Below are 16,341 nucleotides of genomic sequence, written 5' to 3' on the forward strand. Positions count from 1 at the left end.
GGAGGTCATTTGACGGCGCGCGCGATTCCGCTAGCGTCGCCGGCGATGGATAAGCCTGTTCCCGCGTTCCCGCGTTCGCTCTTCGTTTTCTCGGTCCTGTATGGCGGCATGGTGTGCATCGCCGGCGTGCTGGGGGTGAAGCAGGTCGCGCTCGGCCCGCTCGCGGTCGAGGCGGGGATCTTCGGCTTCCTCCTGCTAGTGGTGCTGAGCAGCGCGATTTCCGAGCTGCACGGCCAGAAGACCGCGACGTTCCTAGTGCGCCTCGGGTTCATCCCGCTGCTGGTGTCGGCGGCGCTGATCCACCTGGTGCTGGCACTGCCGCACGATCCGGGGATGTACCCGCCCGCAGTCGACGCGTTCCCGATCGTCGTCGGCCAGAGCTCGCGAATGATGATCGCCGGGCTGATCTCCTACGGTATCTCGCAGACGCTCAACGTGCTGATCTTCTCGAAGCTGTCGGGACAGGTCGGCAGCGGTGACGGCAAGCTGGTGTGGCTGCGCGGGATGATCGCGAGCATCATCTCGCAGATCATCGACACGATCCTGTTCATCACCATCTCGTTCCTCGGCGAACGGCCGATCCTCGGGCTGATGGAAGGGCAGATGCTGACCAAGGTCGTGCTGTCGATCGTGCTGGTGCCGTTCATGATCACATTTTTCGTGCGGCTGGGCCGGCGGCTAGACCGGGTCTGATTTGAAGGCCGCATCCTAGGCCCGTCATCCTTTACGCTCGTCCCCCCCAAAGCCCATCGCCCCCCAAAGCCCATCCCCCCAAGCCCGTCACTCCCTAAGCCCGTCACCCCCCCCCCACGCCGGTCACCCCAGCGAAAGCTGGGGTCTCCCCCTGGGCGGATGCAGCGGCTCGAACCGGGAGATCCCAGCTTTCGCTGGGATGACGGATGGGGCCGACGTGGGATGTGTCACGCTACGCCACGCCACGCCACGCCACGCCACGCACGTTCCTCGGATGACGAACCGCCTGCGACTGGCTAAAGCGCGGGCATGACCGATCACACGCCCGATCCCGCCCTGCTCGCCAAGGCGGAAACGCTCACCGAGGCGCTGCCGTATCTGCAGCGCTACGCCGGCAAGACGTTCGTCGTGAAATACGGCGGCCACGCAATGGGCGACCCCGAGCTCCAGCGCGATTTCGCCGAGGACATGGTGCTGCTGAAGGCGGTCGGCATCAACCCGGTGGTCGTTCACGGCGGCGGCCCGCAGATCGGCGCGATGCTGAAGCGCCTCGGCGTCGAATCGCGCTTCGTCGATGGCCTCCGCGTGACGGATGCGGAGACCGCGCAGATCGCCGAAATGGTCCTCGCAGGCTCGATCAACAAGGAAATCGTCGGCTGGATCGGCCAGGCCGGCGGTCGCGCAGTCGGTATCTCGGGCAAGGACGCCGGCCTCGTCCTCGCGCAGAAAGTCGGCCACGGCCGCGAGCCGGACAAGCTCCAGGGGATCGAGCGTCACGTCGATTTGGGCTTCGTCGGCGAACCGATCGCGGTCGACCGGACGATCCTCGACACGCTGATCGCCGCCGACATCATCCCGGTGATCGCCCCGATCGGCATCGGTGCCGACGGCCACACCTACAACATCAACGCCGACACGATGGCTGGCGCGATCGCCGCGGCGATGGGGGCGGCGCGGTTCTTCCTGCTGACCGATATCGTCGGCGTGCTCGACAAGCAGGGTGAACTGCTCACCGATCTCGACCCCGCGCGGATCGCCGAACTGCGCGCCGACGGCACGGTGACCGGTGGCATGATCCCGAAGCTCGACACTTGCGTCGCTGCGGTCGAATCAGGCGTCGATGCCGCGGTTATCATCGACGGCCGCGTTCCCCACGCGATGCTGCTAGAGATCTTCACCAAGCAGGGCGCGGGGACCTTGGTCAGCGCCAACGGGCGCACCCGGTAACGCGCGACGGGTGTCACCCTCACTACCCCCACATCCGTCATCCCAGCGAAAGCTGGGATCTCCCGGTTCGAGCCGCCCGCCCGCCAGCGGGGATACCCCAGCTTCCGCTGGGGTGACGATAGATGGGGTGACGATAGTCGGTCGGCGCGCGCGAGCGGCGGCGAAAACGACCGACACCACAGGACTTCTCGTTCTTCACGCCCCCCACATCCGTCATCCCAGCGAAAGCTGGGATCTCCTGGCTCGAGCCGCGCACCCGCCAACCGGGATACCCCAGTTTTCGCTGGGGTGACGGGCTGGGGCTGGTGGGACTATCGCCTAAGCAGGGCTTCTCGTTCTCCCCCCGCCACCTTATATCGGCAATACACCAGCGGAGACCCTTGCCTTGATCGCCCTTCTTCAGATCGTCCAGTTGCTGCTCAACCTCGTCTGGTGGGTCATCGTCATCCAGGCGGTGCTGTCGTGGCTGATCGCGTTCAACGTCATCAACACGCACAGCGATTTCGTCCGCACGGTGTGGAACGCGCTGCAGAAGATCACCGAGCCGCTCTACCGCCCGATCCGCCGCATCCTCCCCGATTTCGGCGCGCTCGATCTGTCGCCGCTGGTCGTGCTGCTGATCCTCTACATCCTGACCAACATCGTCATCCCGAACATCGCGCAGAACTACCTCGTCGCAGCCTATTGATCGGCCTGTTGATCGGGCCGGCAGCCTGGCGCGCGGTCGATGACGGCCTCGCGATCGCCGTCCGCGTAACCCCGCGCGGCGGTCGCGACGCACTCGCCGCCGGAACGTCCGAGCATTTCGCCGCGCGATTGGCAGCCGCCCCCGTCGATGGCGCCGCAAACGCCGGTCTCGTCGCCCTCGTCGCCAAGACCTTCGGCGTACCCAGGCGCGCCGTAACGATAATCTCCGGCGACACCGCCCGCCTGAAGCGCCTGCACATCGCCGGCGACTCCACTGTGCTGGCGGAAATCGCGTCCGCGCTCTATGGGCCGCGGGCATGAGCGCGACCATCATCGACGGCAAGGCCTTCGCCGCCGGCCTCCGGGCCCGTATCGCAGACGGCGTCACCGCCTTCAGGGCGCAGGCGGGCCGCGCGCCCGGCCTCGCCGTCGTGCTGGTCGGCGAGGACCCCGCCTCCAACGTCTATGTCCGCTCGAAGGGGAAGGCGACGCGCGAGGCCGGGATGGAAAGCATCGAGCACCGGCTCCCCGCCGACGTGCCCGCCGAAGACCTGCTCGCGCTGGTCGCGACGCTCAACGCCGATCCGACGATCGACGGTATCCTTGTCCAACTGCCTCTGCCGAAGCATATCGACGAGCAGACGGTGATCTCGGCGATCGACCCCGACAAGGACGTCGACGGCTTCCACCCGATCAACGCCGGCCGCCTCGCGACCGGTCTGCCCGGCTTCGTCCCCTGCACGCCGTATGGCTGCGTGATGCTGTTGAAGAGCGTGCTGCCGAGCCTGAGCGGGCTCGAGGCGGTCGTCGTCGGTCGCTCGAACATCGTCGGCAAGCCGATGGCGCAATTGCTGCTCCGCGAAAGCTGCACCGTCACCGTCGTGCATAGTCGCACGCAGGACGTGCCCGCGCACATCCGCCGCGCCGACATCGTCGTGGCCGCGGTCGGCATCCCGCTGATGATCAAGGGCGACTGGCTCAAGCCCGGCGCGACCGTCATCGACGTCGGCATCAACCGCACCGACGCCGGCCTCGTCGGCGACGTCGATTCCGCGAGCGCGGTCGAGGTCGCGGGCGCGATCACGCCGGTGCCGGGCGGCGTCGGGCCGATGACGATCGCCTGCTTGTTGCGTAATACTTTGGTCTCGGCAGGCCGCCGCGAAGACGTCGCGATCGAGGAGTCGAGCCTGTGATCGAACTCTACATCTCGTCGCTGATCACGTTCTTCGTGGTCATCGATCCGCCCGGCTGCGCGCCGATCTATGCCGGGCTGTCGGCAAGCGCCTCGTCCCTCCAGAAGCGGGCGATGGCGATCCGCGCGGTCGGCGTGTCCGCGCTGATCCTGTTCGTGTTCGCGCTGTTCGGCGAGGCGTTGCTCAAGGGCCTCGGCATCAGCCTCGCCAGCTTCCGCATCGCCGGCGGCATCATGCTGTTCCTGATCGCGCTCGAAATGGTGTTCGAAAAGCGCACCGAACGCCGTGAGGACCGCGCCGCCAAGGTCGCGAGCGATCCCGAGGTCGAGGACGTCTCGATCTTCCCGATGGCGATGCCGATGATCGCCGGGCCGGGCTCGATCGCGTCGGTGATGCTGTTGATGAGCCGCAACAGCGGGATCGAGCGCTCGGCGGTCGTGCTGGCGGCGATGGTCACGATCCTGCTGCTGACGCTGGTCGCACTGCTCGCGGCGGGGCCGATCATGCGGATCCTAGGCGCGAAGATCGAGGCGGTGATCACCCGGTTGCTCGGCGTGCTGCTGGCCGCGCTGGCGGTGCAGTTCGTGCTCGACGGCTTGTCGGTCGTGCTGCGCTAGTCCGTCATCCTGGGGCGAATCCAGGATGACGGACGAAGGTTAGTCTACCTTGAACAGTCGCAACGGCGACTTCGCCGGCAGCGGCAGAGGCGTCAGCCACGCCGGCACCTCGTTCTTCGCCAGCTCGGCATAGAACCCCTTCGGGCTGCGCGCCTTGTAGTTGGTCGACTCCGCCGCGTTGGGGCAGAGCAGGAGCATCGTTGCGCCGTGGCGCCTGATGATCGCATGCGCCTGGTCCGGCGTCCTCCCGAACGCATGCTGCACATCGAGGATCGCATCGCCGTTGCGGTGGTACGGCCCCGCGATCGCATCGTGATGCGTGATCGTGATCAACCGCGGCCCCATGTCGACGAAGGTAAACACGGTCTGCGGGGGATACTTGTCCAGCGCGAGCAGCACGGTCGTCCGCAGGCAGTTCCCCGTCGCCATATTGACGCGCTTTTCATACGGCTTCGGCCGGTCGATCGGGAAATACTGGATCAGCATCCCGGCAAACAGCCCCGACACGATCAGGAAAGCACTGACCGTTCCCAGCACGCGCACCGCCACCGATCGGTTGCCGAGCAGCCGCGGCAGGATCAGCCACCCCAGCGCCGTCGCCCCCGGAATCGCCAGCAACTGCGCCGCCGGACCCGCGCGGACCTGCCACAACAGCATCGCACACGCGAACGCGGTGAACAGCGCGACCGCTGCCCAGCCGACCGCCCGGTCGTCGCGACGCGCGCGCCAGGCTGCAAGGATAGCCCCGATCAGCCCGATGATCGGCAGCGTCGCCAGCGCGAACCCGACCCGGAAACTATGCTTGTAGATCGGCTTGGCCTCGCGGACATTGTCCAGCCAGTTGCGCTGCAGCTCGGGCGAGATCCCCTCGGGCCGCCCCAGACACTGCGGAAACACCAGCGCAAAGCCAGCAACGATCGCCGCACCCGCAACAACCGCCAGCGCAAGCCGAGCCCCCCGCGACGCCGGCCCGAACCGCGCCAGCAGGAACAGCAACATCCCCGCCGCGATCATCACGCTCAACCACACCGGCGTCAGCGCATCGCACCGCATTGCCTGGTTGGCGTTCGATGCGAACAGCGCGAACCCGAGCGTGCTGCCCCCACCCAGTGTCAGCGCATAGATCGACAGCCGCTCGGCCTCCGACCGGTCCCACACCCAGCGCAGGGCGATGATCGCCCCCGCCATCGCCGCATACGGCAACAGCTCGAGCCCGATCGACAGCGACACCGCGCTCGCAAGCCCGACCATCGCGCCGCCACGACGCCCGTTCGTGTCGCACAGGCCCGCCACCGTCAGGCTCAGCATGGCCAGCTGCCAGCCGTGATGATCGATCCGCTCGGGCATGAACATCAGCATCGTGCCGGTCGCGCCGACCATGATCACGACGGCAAGCGGCCAAGCGTAAGGGCTGATCAGCCGCCGCACCGTCGCGCCGATGCCGAGCATCGCGATCGACAGCGGCAACAGCGGCGCGATCCCGCACGCGAGCCGCTCCGCCCAACTGTTGGTGGTGAACAGGCGGAAGAACAGGATCAGCCCCGCGATCGGCAGGTCGACGATGCGGCTCCAGTGGATGTCGAACCCGACCGGGGGGTTCATCCGGTAATTGCGCAGATCGTACCAGCCCTGGCCGTCCAGCAGCGCACGGACCTGCATCAGCCGCATGTTGTCGTCGGTATCGCCGAGCGACAGCCAGCGGATCTGGCCCCAGCGATCGAACATCGACCACGCCGCCACCGCCACCCAGGCGAGCAGCGTCAACGCGATCCAATGCCGGTCGAGTGCGTCGAGCAGCGTGTTCCGCGGCGTCGACTGCTCGGGGGGTGGTGCCTGATCCAAAACGCTTTCCTCCAGCCCACACGCACTCTAGATGCGCGGGCATATCTAACGCGTCGCTCTATCGCGGTGTTGGTAAAGAACAAGGCGGGCATGCAGGCGATTTGGCGACAGGTTGAGCAGATGCGGGCGAGCGGCGTGCTCGGCCAGCTCGTGCGCTTCGGCATCGCCGGCGGCATTTCCAGCGTCGTGTACTCGCTCGTCTACCTGCCGCTGACCGCGTACGTCTTCCCGCCCCGCCAGGCGGTGGCCGCGGTGCCGTTCGCGTTCGTCGTCGCGGTGACAGTCGGGTTCTTCCTGCACAGCCGGTGGAGCTTCAAGGGCCACGCGAAGGAGCCGGGCGCGGGCCGGCACGTCAAGTTCGTGATTGTCCAGGGCTCGGGCCTCGCGCTCAACGCGGTAATCACGTGGATCGGGACCGCGTTGCTCCACCTGCACCCGTGGATCCCTCTGATCCCCGCCGTCTTCCTTGCCGCGATCGTGACGTTCGTGCTCAACCGTCTCTGGGTTTTCAACTGAAATGGCCGACAAGTAATGGACCGCATCGTCTACGACCGGATGGCCGCCCACGATTCCACCCACTGGTGGTACCGCGCGCGCCGCGACATCCTCGCGGATTACCTGACCCGCTACGGCGCGTTGCCGAAGAATGCGAAGATCCTCGAGATCGGTTGCGGCACCGGGCATAACCTGCCGATGCTGGCCGAGTTCGGCGAGATCGATGCGATCGAGATCGACCCCGCAGCACGCGAGATCGCCAGCGAGCGGCTCGGCAAGCCGGTCGGCGCGGCGCCCTTGCCCGAACTCCCCGGCGTGCCCCGCAAGCATTACGACCTGATCGCGGTGCTCGATGTGGTCGAGCATATCGAGGACGACGTCGCCGCGTTGAAGGCGATGGCGGATTGCCTCGCGCCCGGCGGCAAGATCCTGATCGCAGTGCCGGCGCATGCGTGGCTGTGGAGCGCGCATGACGTGGTGAACCACCATCATCGGCGCTACTCGAAGGCGACGCTGAAGTCGGCGATCGAGACGGCTGGGCTGAAGCCGGAGAAGCTCGGGTATTTCAACTCGCTGCTGTTCCCGCTGGCGGCGGCCGCGCGGATCGCAGGGCGGATGACCGGTCGTGAAGACAGCGACGATTCGCCGCCGCCGAAGTTGGTGAATGCTCTGTTCGAGAAGATCTTCCGGCTGGAGCGGCATCTGGTGGGGCGTATGCCGATGACGCCTGGTGTCTCAATCGTAACGCTGGCGGTGCCGCGATAAGCCTCCTCGATTCTCCCCTTGCAGGGGAGGTGTCGCCTAGCGACGGAGGGGTGACGTCCTATCGAGAGCAGGTCACCCCTCCGTCAGCGCTGCGCGCTGCCACCTCCCCTGCAAGGGGAGGATGGGCGGTAAATTCGGTGCGGCGGGGGTGAAGGACACCCGCGCTGGATTTCTTAGGGAAGCACCACCCCGGCGAAGGCCGGGGCCCAATTGGGCGACGTGGCAAATTGAGGTCCGCGCTCCGTTACTGCAACCTTTCCAATTGGGCCCCGGCCTTCGCCGGGGTGGTGGGAGGATCGGGGTAGGCGGTGTTCGTCAGTCTACGTGGTTTGGTAGAGACGTGTCAGGCAACCGCGCCATTTCCACCGGCTTAGCACGAAACCCCAAGGTCGCCTTGCCCTGGATCGGGCCGGCGACGTCCGCGACGATATACAGCGGCCGCCGCTTCGACTCGACGTATAGCCGCCCGAGATATTCCCCGATCATCCCCAGCACGAACATCTGCACCGCGCCCAGGAACACGGTCACGAGCATCGTCGAGGTCCAGCCCTGCACCGCGCTCCCCGACAGCCAGCCGATCGCGATATAGACGAATAGCAGCAGCGACACACCGGTCAGCGCGAGCCCGGCATGGCTGGCAAAGCGCAAGGGAGCAGTGGAGAACCCTGTGACGGCGTCGAACGCGAGGCGGATCATCTTGGCCAGCGGGTAGTTCGTCTCGCCCGCCAGTCGCTCGGCGCGGTCGTAGGGGAAGGGGACCTGACGGAAGCCGATCCAGGCGACCATGCCGCGGATGAAGCGCGCCTGTTCGGGGAGCGACAGGAACGCATCCAGAGCCCGCCGGCTCATCAGGCGGAAGTCGCCGGTGTCGAGCGGGATCGGCGTCTCGGTCATCCGCGTCAGCAGGCGGTAGAAGGCGGCGGCGGTGGCTTTCTTGAAGACCGTTTCGCCCGCGCGCTGGCGGCGGACGGCGTAGACGACGTCGGCCTGGCTCGCCGCCATCGCCGCGCGCATGTCGGACAGCAGTTCGGGCGGGTCCTGGAGGTCGGCGTCGATGATCAGGATCTGCTCGCCGGCGCACAGATCCAGGCCGGCGGTGAGGGCGAGTTGGTGGCCGTGGTTGCGCGAGAGGTTGATCGCGACCAGCCTCGGGTCGGCGGCGGCGAGGCGCTGCATCACGGGCCAGCTGTCGTCGCGCGAGCCGTCGTTGATGAGGACGATCTCGTAATCGTCGCCGACCGCGACCTTGGCCGCGCCGGAAATGCGCGCGTGCAGGATGTCGAGGCACGCCGCCTCGTTATAGCAGGGGACGACAATCGATAACGCTGGACGGTTCATTCGCCCCGTCTAGCGTCCGTCGCGCCCGCCGTCATCGTCGGATGTTTCTACACCCGTTCCACGGTGTGCACCGCATCCGCCGCGCGGAGGCCTGCCATCAGCCGCATCAACTGCTGCACGTCGTGCACCTCGACGTCGATCTCGTTGGTGTGGAAGCTCTTGTCGCGCGTATCGAGCCGCAGGTTGATGATGTTCGCCTTGTGGCTGCCGATGATCGACGAGACGATGCCGAGCGAGCCGGGCTCGTTCTTCACCATTACCGATATGCGCGCGACGGCGCCTTCGGTCTCGTCGCCCCAGGCCACGTCGACCCAGTCGGTCTCGTTCTCCGAGCGCTCGGCGAGTTCACCCAGCACCCGGCAGTCGATCGCGTGGACCTCGATCCCCGCGTCCGGCCGACGCAGGCCGACGATCCGGTCGCCCGGTACGGGATGACAGCACGTCGCGAGGTCATAGGCGACACCGGGGGTCAGCCCCTTGATCGAGATCGCGCTCGATTGTGGGGCGAGTGCATGAGTCACGTCCGCGCCTGCCGAGCCCGGCATTAGTGCTTCCATTACCGCGGCATCGGACAGGGTTCGGCGCGCGATCGCGACCATCAGCGACGAATCGTCGGGCAGCTTCAGGCGCTTCAGCGCGTGGCTGAGCGCATCCGTCCCGATCTGCGCGGGCAGGCGCGTGACGATGTCGTCGTACAGCGTGCGCCCGAGTGCAATCTGCTCGACACGCTCCTTCTGACGCAGGTGACGGCGGATCGCGGCGAGCGCCTTGCCGGTGGTCGCGACATTCAGCCATTGCGGCTGCGGCGATTGGCCCTTCGAGCGCAGGATCTGCACTTGATCCCCGTTCTCGATCACGGTCGACAGCGGCACGACGCGGCCGTTGACCTTCGCGCCGACCGCCTGGTCGCCAAGATCGGTGTGCACCGCGTACGCGAAGTCGATCGAGGTGGCGCCCTTGGGCAGCTGGATCAGCTCGCCCTTCGGCGTGAACGCGAAGATGCGATCGGTGTACATCGCCATCCGCGTATGTTCGAGCAGCTCTTCCGGGCTCTCGGCGGTATCGAGGATCTCGACGAGGTCGCGGATCCAGCTGACTTGCCGGTCGCTGCCGTTGATCTGCTGCTTGTACGCCCAGTGCGCCGCCAGCCCGAACTCGGCCTGTGCGTGCATGTCGGCGGTGCGGATCTGGATCTCGATCCGCGCGCTGTCGGCGTGGATCACCGAGGTATGCAGCGAGCGATAGCCGTTGCGCTTGGGCGTCGAGATGTAATCCTTGAACCGGCCCGGGACCATCGGCCAGCGCTGATGGATGATCCCGAGCACCCGGTAGCAATCCTCCTCGGTCGGCACGATCGCGCGGAACGCCATCACGTCGGAGAGCTGTTCGAAGCTGATGTGCCGCTCCGACATCTTCCGGAAGATCGAATAGGGATGCTTCTCGCGCCCCGAGATTTCCGCCTCGACCCCGGCGCGCGACAGCACCAGCTTGAGGCCGGAGGCGATCTTGGCGATGCGGTCGCCGTCGCCCTTTTTCAGCTGTTCGAGGCGGCGATTGATCGATTCGGAGGCTTCGGGTTCAAGCTGTTCGAACGCCAGCGACTGCATCTCGCGCATGAACTCATACATGCCGATCCGCTCGGCGAGCGGCGCGTAGATGTCCATCGTCTCCTTGGCGATGCGACGGCGCTTCTCGGGCTTGGCGATGTGGTGCAGCGTCCGCATGTTGTGCAGGCGGTCGGCGAGCTTGACCAGCAGCACGCGGATGTCGTCGGACATCGCGAGCAGGAACTTACGCAGATTTTCCGCCGCCCGCTCGTTCTCGGTCTGCGCCTCGATCTTGCTGAGTTTGGTTACGCCGTCGACGAGCCGCGCGACCGACGGGCCGAACAGCCGCTCGATCTCCTCCGGCGTGGCGACCGTATCCTCGATCGTGTCGTGGAGGATCGCGGTGGCGATCGTCTCGGCATCGAGGTGCAGATCGGTGAGGATGCCCGCCACCTCGATCGGGTGGCTGAAATACGGATCGCCGCTGGCGCGCTTTTGCGACCCGTGGGCCTGCATCGAGAAGACATAGGCGCGGTTCAGCATCGCCTCGTCGGCGTCGGGATCGTAGTCGAGGACGCGATCGACCAGTTCATATTGGCGCAGCACCCGCCATAGATGGGGCCGGGCAGGGACTTTTGGCAACAAAAAGCGTCGCATCACTGTGATCTAGTGGTTGCGTCAGCCATTCGTGGGCAGCGCATAACGTAGGATAAGCGGGGCGTTTCGCTTCTGCGGCTTATGCGGTACGTTCGCGGCGGATGAGGATGACGTGATGGGCAAATTGCGCGAACCATTGCTGGAATGCAGCCTGCCCGCCGCGCTGGAAGCGATGGGCGAGCGCTGGTCGTTCCTGATCCTGCGCGCGGCGTTCAATGGCCTTCATCACTTCGAGGAGTTCCAGTCCGAGCTCGGCATCGCGCGGAATATCCTCGCTAACCGGCTGGCGCGGCTGGTCGAGCACGGCATCCTGGAGCGGCAGCCGATCCCGGAGGATCGGCGCAAGATCGCCTACGGTCTGACCGACAAGGGGTTCGCGCTGCTGCCGACGATGATTGCGCTGCGGCAATGGGGCGAGCGATGGGAGACGTGCGTGCCGGCGTTTCCGATCCTGGTCGACGAACGCGATCGGCGGCCGTTGCAGCCGGTGTCGGTGCGGGCGCATGACGGCCGGGTGCTGGGGAAGGGGGACCTGATCTGGGCGCTGCCTGGGGAGGTTGCGGGCGTGGAGGCTGAGGCGGCAGAGTAACTGCCGTCGCACGTACTTCCTTGTTCTCCCGCGAAGGCGGGAGCCCAGTCTGGACCCCCGCCCTCGCGGGGGAACATGCTCTCTTCGGGTTATTGGGTCGGTAACGCTTCCAATACCGTGCGGATCGCGTCGGGCAGGGGCACCGGCCGCCCCGTCTCAAGATCAACGTGCACGCTGACCATCGTGATCACGGTATGCAGCTCGCCCGTCTCTGCATGCGCCAGCTCGAACCGCTTCGTCAGGCTGGTGGTGCCGAGCTTTTCGATCCGGACGAACGCCTCGACCGTATCCCCCAAGCGGAACGGCTTGAGGTAATCGATCTCCGTCCGGCGGACGTTGAACTCGGTGGTCGGCCAGATCTCCGGCAGCGCTTCGGCGATCCCGGTCCATTCCCAGAATTCCGTGACCGCGACGTCGGCATATTCGAGATAGCGCGAGTTGAAGACGATGCGCTGGCCGTCGATCTCGGCGTAGCGCACGCGGAAACGCGTCGAGAAGGCGAACCCCGGCCGCATCTCAGAAGATCAGCTTTACGCCGACCAGCGCCAGCACCGTCGCCAGCACCGGCACCAGCACGCGGTCGGAGACGCGCGTGGCGATCAGGCTCCCGACGATGATGCCGGGGATCGACCCGATCAGCAGCGACACGAGCAGGTCGACGTCGACCGAACCGAGGATCCAGTGGCCGATCCCGCCGAGCAACGTCAGCGGCACGGCGTGGGCGATGTCGGAGCCAACCAACCGGTTGATCGGCAGCGTCGGGTACAGGATCAGCAGTGCGGTCATGCCCAATGCGCCAGCGCCGACCGAGGTCAGCGAGACGAGCACGCCGAGAACTGCGCCGAGCAGGACGGTCAGCATCGCCTGGCGCTCACCGCCGACCGTGCCGATGCGCGGGGTCAGCCACGCGACGATCTTGCCGCGAAAGAACGTCGCGACCGCCGACAGGATGAGCGTCACGCCGAGCACGACGGTGATCGCGTGGCCGGTGTCGGACGATTTCTCGCCGAGATGGTTGAGCACCAGCAACGTCGCGATCGCCGCGGGGACGCTGCCGGTGGCGAGCCGGCGCACGACTTGCCAGTCGACCGTGCCGCGCCAGCCATGCACCGTCGTCCCGACCGTCTTGGTCGCCGACGCGTAGAGCAGGTCGGTGCCGACCGCGGTGGCGGGGTGGAAGCCGAAGACGAGCACCAGCAGCGGCGTCATCAGCGACCCGCCGCCGACACCCGTCAGACCGACGATGAGGCCGACGAGCACGCCGGCCACCGAATATAACGGATTGATATCCACGCTGGCGAAGGTCAGCCGGCGCCACGCGCGGGCGTGTTGACGCCCATCGACTGGAGATATTTCTTCACGTTGCGCGCCGCCTGGCGGAGCCGCTGTTCGTTCTCGACCATCGCGATTCTCACATAGCCCTCGCCGTTTTCGCCGTAGCCCACGCCTGGAGCAACGGCGACATGCGCGTGAGTCAGCAATTGTTTGGTGAACTCAAGGCTACCTAAGTGCGCGAGTGCGGGCGGCAGGGGGGCCCACGCAAACATGCTCGCGCGGGGGCTCGGTATGTCCCAGCCAGCGCGGCCAAAGCTCTCGACCAGCACGTCGCGGCGCTTGTGATAAAGCTGGCGGTTGCGTTCGACGATGTCCTGCGGGCCGTTGAGCGCGGCGCAGGCGGCGGCCTGGATCGGGGTGAACGCGCCGTAGTCGAGGTACGACTTCACCCGCGTCATCGCCGCGATCAGCGTCTTGTTGCCGACCCCGAAGCCCATCCGCCAACCGGCCATCGAATAGGTCTTGCTGAGCGAGGTGAACTCGATCGCGACATCCTTCGCGCCCGGGACCTGGAGGATCGAGGGGGTCGGCTTGCCGTCGAAATACAGCTCGGAATAGGCGAGATCGGAGATCACCCATAGCTTGTGCTTCTTGGCGAACGCGACGACGCGCTCGTAGAAGGCGAGGTCGACGACTTCGGCGGTCGGGTTCGACGGATAGCCCATCACCAGCACCGACGGCGCGGGCACGGTGAACGCCATCGCGCGCTCGAGGCTCTCGAAATACGCCTCATCCGGCGTGGTCGGCACCGCGCGGATCGTCGCGCCGGCGATGATGAAGCCGAAGGTGTGAATCGGGTAGGACGGGTTGGGCGCGAGCACGACGTCGCCGGGCGCGGTGATCGCGGTGGCCAGGCTCGCGAGGCCTTCCTTCGAGCCCATCGTCACGACGACCTCGGTCTCGGGATCGACGTCGACGCCGAAGCGGCGGCCGTAGTAATTCGCCTGGGCTTTTCGCAGGCCTGGGATGCCCTTCGACTGCGAATAGCCGTGCGCGCTGGGTTTACGCGCGACTTCGACGAGCTTCTCGATGACATGCTCGGGCGGCGGCAGGTCGGGATTGCCCATGCCGAGATCGATGATGTCCTCCCCGCCCGCGCGCGCCGCAGCCCGCATCGCGTTCACTTCGGCGATGACGTAAGGGGGCAAGCGTTTGATGCGGTAGAAGTCTTCGGACATGATCGGCCTCATGTTGGAGGAGCGGGTGCTGTACCGCAGGTCAGCGGGGGCGTCACCCAACGAAAGCTTGCGTGTTGTGAGGAGGCGGGCCGAGGCAGCCCGCCGTTGCTCCAAATCCCACCTCTCCCGTCACCCCAACGAAAGCTGGGGTATCCCTGTTGTTGAAGGGGGTGGCCCGAACCGGGATACCCCAGCTTTCGCTGGGGTGACGGGTTTTGTTGCGATCGACGCGCTTTCTCGGGCGACGGGCTTTTCTCGGGTGGCGGGCTTTGTTGCGAGTGACGGCAGAGACGAGTGACGCCGGAGACGAGTGACGGAAGGGGCGGGTGACAGTCGCCTTCCGCTTGGCCGACACCTGCGGTAAGCTCCGGAAAAAGCAGAGGACGTCATGGCCGAAACTCCTCCTACTCCGAGCCTGCCCGATCTCCAGCATTGGACCTGGGTGATGGGTCGTGCGCAGCAGATGATGATGGAGCAGGGCTTGGCGGCGATGCAGCCCAAGCCCGAGGGCATCCCCGTGATTCCGGGCTTCACCGACCCCGCCACGCTCGAACGCGCACGCGATTTCTGGGCCGAGAGCCTGACGTTGTGGCAGCGATTTCTCGATCCCGCTAAGGCGCCCGATCCCGCGCCCGTCACCGACAAGCGTTTCAAGGCGCCGCAGTGGCGCGAACCCGTGTTCGACCTGATTCGACAGAGTTATCAACTCATCGGCGACCACATGCTACGCGGTGTCGAGGCGGTCGACGGGCTCGACCCCAAGCAGAAGGAGCAGTTGCGGTTCGCGACCAAGGGGTTCGTCGATGCGATGAGCCCGACCAATTTCGCGCTGACCAACCCGCAGGTGATCGAGAAGACGATCGAGACGCGCGGCGAGAATCTGCTGAAAGGCTTGCAGAACATGATGGCGGATCTTGCCCGTGGGCAGGTGACGCACACGCCGGAGGGCGCGTTCGAGCTTGGCCGCAACCTGGCGATGACGCCGGGCAAGGTCGTCAAGCGCACGCCGCTCTATGAGCTGATCCAGTACAGCCCGACCACGGACAAGGTGCTGGCGACGCCGCTGGTCATCTTTCCGCCGTGGATCAACCGGTTCTACATCCTCGACTTGACGCCGGAGAAGAGCTTCATCCGCTGGGCGGTCGAGCAGGGCATCACCGTGTTCATGGTGTCGTGGAAGTCGGCCGACGCGAGCATGAAGGACATCGTCTGGGACGATTATATCGCCGCGCAGGTCGATGCGATCGACACGGTGCGGACTGCGCTGAAGGTGCCGGCGGTGCACACGATCGGCTATTGCGTGGCGGGGACGACGCTGGCGGCGACGCTTGCGCTGCTGGCGGCGCGCGGCGAGGCGGCGAAGGTCGCGAGCGCGACGTTCTTTACGGCGCAGGTCGATTTCGCGCAGGCGGGCGAGCTGCAGCATTTCATCGACGACGAGCAGCTGAAGATGGTCGCGTCGCTGTCGCCCGAGGGGTTCCTCGACGGGCGCTACATGGCGACGACGTTCAACCTGCTCCGCGGGCGCGACCTGATCTGGAACTACGTCACGCAGAATTACCTGCTGGGGCAGGATTACGTGCCGTTCGACCTGCTCCACTGGAACGGCGACACCACCAACCTGCCGGCGAAATGGCACCTGAGCTATCTAACCGATCTCTACCGCGACAATCTGCTGGTCACGGGCACGATGACGGTGGACGGGACGCCAATCGATCTCACCAAGGTGACGACGCCCGCTTACGTCCAGGCGGGGCGCGAGGATCATATCGCGCCGGCCGAAAGCGTGTGGAAGCTGACCCAGCTGTTCGCGGGGCCGTTGAAATTCGTGCTGGCGGGGTCGGGTCACATCGCCGGAGTCGTGAACCCGCCGGCTGCGGGCAAGTATCAGTTTTGGACCAATCCCTCAGCGCACACGACGCTCGAGGACTTCGTCGCGGGGGCCACCGAGACCAAGGGAAGCTGGTGGCCCGACTGGGTCGAATGGGTCCGCGCGATCGATCCGAAAACCGTGGCAGCCAAAGGGGTTAGGCATCCCGGCAAGGGGGCCCTCGCGGCGCTTGGTGATGCGCCCGGCGAGTATGTCAAAACCCGGTAGCGCTACCTTCCGTTAACGTCATGGTGCAGTGCACAATTTCGTTGTGCGACGCCGCGAATCGTGTATCAAGGACCACGACA

Annotated in this window: 16 protein-coding genes; 10 read left to right on the forward strand and 6 right to left on the reverse strand. The window is 66.1% G+C overall.

Annotated elements, in window-relative coordinates; all coding sequences use genetic code 11:
- Positions 1 to 45: 45 nt before the first annotated feature.
- The 6 genes from C8J40_RS03940 (at position 46) to C8J40_RS03965 (ending at position 4,417) form a co-directional block, all read left to right on the forward strand.
- Positions 46 to 693 carry a queuosine precursor transporter gene (locus C8J40_RS03940; RefSeq protein WP_132895903.1) on the forward strand — a complete coding sequence of 216 codons (648 nt, stop codon included), beginning with the start codon at positions 46 to 48 and terminating at the stop codon, positions 691 to 693.
- Positions 694 to 1,002: 309 nt separating this feature from the next.
- Complete coding sequence (gene argB, locus C8J40_RS03945) at positions 1,003 to 1,920, forward strand: acetylglutamate kinase (RefSeq protein WP_132895904.1); 918 nt, start codon at positions 1,003 to 1,005, stop codon at positions 1,918 to 1,920.
- A 385-nt stretch (positions 1,921 to 2,305) separates the two neighbouring features.
- Entirely contained in the window at positions 2,306 to 2,608 is a 303-nt protein-coding gene (locus C8J40_RS03950) for a YggT family protein (RefSeq protein ID WP_056053469.1), read from the forward strand.
- 8 nt (positions 2,609 to 2,616) lie between these two features.
- A complete protein-coding gene (locus C8J40_RS03955) occupies positions 2,617 to 2,928 on the forward strand; it encodes a DUF167 family protein (RefSeq protein ID WP_132895905.1) in 312 nt (103 codons plus the stop codon).
- The gene (gene folD / locus C8J40_RS03960; protein WP_132895906.1) at positions 2,925 to 3,800 is read left to right on the forward strand and encodes a bifunctional methylenetetrahydrofolate dehydrogenase/methenyltetrahydrofolate cyclohydrolase FolD; all 876 of its coding nucleotides are present in this window, start codon (positions 2,925 to 2,927) and stop codon (positions 3,798 to 3,800) included. Before C8J40_RS03955 ends, folD begins: the two co-directional genes overlap by 4 nt.
- The gene (locus C8J40_RS03965) at positions 3,797 to 4,417 is read left to right on the forward strand and encodes a MarC family protein (RefSeq protein WP_132895907.1); all 621 of its coding nucleotides are present in this window, start codon (positions 3,797 to 3,799) and stop codon (positions 4,415 to 4,417) included. Before folD ends, C8J40_RS03965 begins: the two co-directional genes overlap by 4 nt.
- A gap of 39 nt (positions 4,418 to 4,456) precedes the next feature.
- Here C8J40_RS03965 and C8J40_RS03970 read toward each other — a convergent pair whose 3' ends face one another.
- Positions 4,457 to 6,259: an AcrB/AcrD/AcrF family protein gene (locus tag C8J40_RS03970; RefSeq protein ID WP_132895908.1), complete on the reverse strand. Its 1,803-nt coding sequence runs from the start codon at positions 6,257 to 6,259 to the stop codon at positions 4,457 to 4,459.
- A gap of 90 nt (positions 6,260 to 6,349) precedes the next feature.
- On the opposite strand from C8J40_RS03970, the gene C8J40_RS03975 reads away from it, so the two are divergent.
- Together C8J40_RS03975 and C8J40_RS03980 are read left to right on the forward strand one after the other, a co-directional pair.
- The gene (locus C8J40_RS03975; RefSeq protein WP_207901155.1) at positions 6,350 to 6,775 is read left to right on the forward strand and encodes a GtrA family protein; all 426 of its coding nucleotides are present in this window, start codon (positions 6,350 to 6,352) and stop codon (positions 6,773 to 6,775) included.
- 15 nt (positions 6,776 to 6,790) lie between these two features.
- The gene (locus C8J40_RS03980; protein WP_132895909.1) at positions 6,791 to 7,519 is read left to right on the forward strand and encodes a class I SAM-dependent methyltransferase; all 729 of its coding nucleotides are present in this window, start codon (positions 6,791 to 6,793) and stop codon (positions 7,517 to 7,519) included.
- 315 nt (positions 7,520 to 7,834) lie between these two features.
- Here C8J40_RS03980 and C8J40_RS03985 read toward each other — a convergent pair whose 3' ends face one another.
- Together C8J40_RS03985 and C8J40_RS03990 are read right to left on the reverse strand one after the other, a co-directional pair.
- Positions 7,835 to 8,857 (reverse strand): glycosyltransferase family 2 protein, encoded by a 1,023-nt coding sequence (locus tag C8J40_RS03985; protein ID WP_132895910.1) that lies wholly within the window; start codon positions 8,855 to 8,857, stop codon positions 7,835 to 7,837.
- 47 nt (positions 8,858 to 8,904) lie between these two features.
- Positions 8,905 to 11,010, reverse strand: coding sequence for a bifunctional (p)ppGpp synthetase/guanosine-3',5'-bis(diphosphate) 3'-pyrophosphohydrolase (locus tag C8J40_RS03990; protein WP_132895911.1), 2,106 nt, complete (start codon positions 11,008 to 11,010; stop codon positions 8,905 to 8,907).
- A 166-nt stretch (positions 11,011 to 11,176) separates the two neighbouring features.
- Between C8J40_RS03990 and C8J40_RS03995 the strand changes: the two genes are divergently transcribed.
- Entirely contained in the window at positions 11,177 to 11,650 is a 474-nt protein-coding gene (locus C8J40_RS03995) for a helix-turn-helix domain-containing protein (protein WP_132895912.1), read from the forward strand.
- 89 nt (positions 11,651 to 11,739) lie between these two features.
- On the opposite strand, the gene C8J40_RS04000 is transcribed toward C8J40_RS03995, so the two are convergent.
- From C8J40_RS04000 to C8J40_RS04010, 3 genes are read right to left on the reverse strand one after another with little or no spacing between them, the layout of a single operon-like run.
- The gene (locus C8J40_RS04000; protein WP_132895913.1) at positions 11,740 to 12,165 is read right to left on the reverse strand and encodes a thioesterase family protein; all 426 of its coding nucleotides are present in this window, start codon (positions 12,163 to 12,165) and stop codon (positions 11,740 to 11,742) included.
- 1 nt (position 12,166) lies between these two features.
- Entirely contained in the window at positions 12,167 to 12,943 is a 777-nt protein-coding gene (locus C8J40_RS04005; protein ID WP_132895914.1) for a sulfite exporter TauE/SafE family protein, read from the reverse strand.
- 11 nt (positions 12,944 to 12,954) lie between these two features.
- The gene (locus C8J40_RS04010) at positions 12,955 to 14,163 is read right to left on the reverse strand and encodes an LL-diaminopimelate aminotransferase (protein WP_093398371.1); all 1,209 of its coding nucleotides are present in this window, start codon (positions 14,161 to 14,163) and stop codon (positions 12,955 to 12,957) included.
- Between the two features lie 388 nt (positions 14,164 to 14,551).
- Here C8J40_RS04010 and phaC point away from each other — a divergent pair, with 388 nt between their 5' ends.
- Positions 14,552 to 16,261 (forward strand): class I poly(R)-hydroxyalkanoic acid synthase, encoded by a 1,710-nt coding sequence (gene phaC, locus C8J40_RS04015; RefSeq protein WP_132895915.1) that lies wholly within the window; start codon positions 14,552 to 14,554, stop codon positions 16,259 to 16,261.
- The last annotated feature ends 80 nt before the right edge of the window (positions 16,262 to 16,341 follow it).

It is taken from the genome of Sphingomonas sp. PP-CC-3A-396 (assembly GCF_004343105.1).
Classification (GTDB): domain Bacteria; phylum Pseudomonadota; class Alphaproteobacteria; order Sphingomonadales; family Sphingomonadaceae; genus Sphingomonas.

Coding starts and splice junctions, on each gene's coding strand:
- C8J40_RS03940 (WP_132895903.1), top strand. CDS start 46: ATGGATAAGCCTGTTCCCGCGTTCCCGCGTTCGCTCTTCGTTTTCTCG.
- argB (WP_132895904.1), top strand. CDS start 1,003: ATGACCGATCACACGCCCGATCCCGCCCTGCTCGCCAAGGCGGAAACG.
- folD (WP_132895906.1), top strand. CDS start 2,925: ATGAGCGCGACCATCATCGACGGCAAGGCCTTCGCCGCCGGCCTCCGG.
- C8J40_RS03975 (WP_207901155.1), top strand. CDS start 6,350: ATGCAGGCGATTTGGCGACAGGTTGAGCAGATGCGGGCGAGCGGCGTG.
- C8J40_RS03980 (WP_132895909.1), top strand. CDS start 6,791: ATGGACCGCATCGTCTACGACCGGATGGCCGCCCACGATTCCACCCAC.
- C8J40_RS03985 (WP_132895910.1), bottom strand. CDS start 8,857: ATGAACCGTCCAGCGTTATCGATTGTCGTCCCCTGCTATAACGAGGCG.
- C8J40_RS03995 (WP_132895912.1), top strand. CDS start 11,177: ATGGGCAAATTGCGCGAACCATTGCTGGAATGCAGCCTGCCCGCCGCG.
- C8J40_RS04000 (WP_132895913.1), bottom strand. CDS start 12,165: ATGCGGCCGGGGTTCGCCTTCTCGACGCGTTTCCGCGTGCGCTACGCC.
- C8J40_RS04010 (WP_093398371.1), bottom strand. CDS start 14,163: ATGTCCGAAGACTTCTACCGCATCAAACGCTTGCCCCCTTACGTCATC.
- phaC (WP_132895915.1), top strand. CDS start 14,552: ATGGCCGAAACTCCTCCTACTCCGAGCCTGCCCGATCTCCAGCATTGG.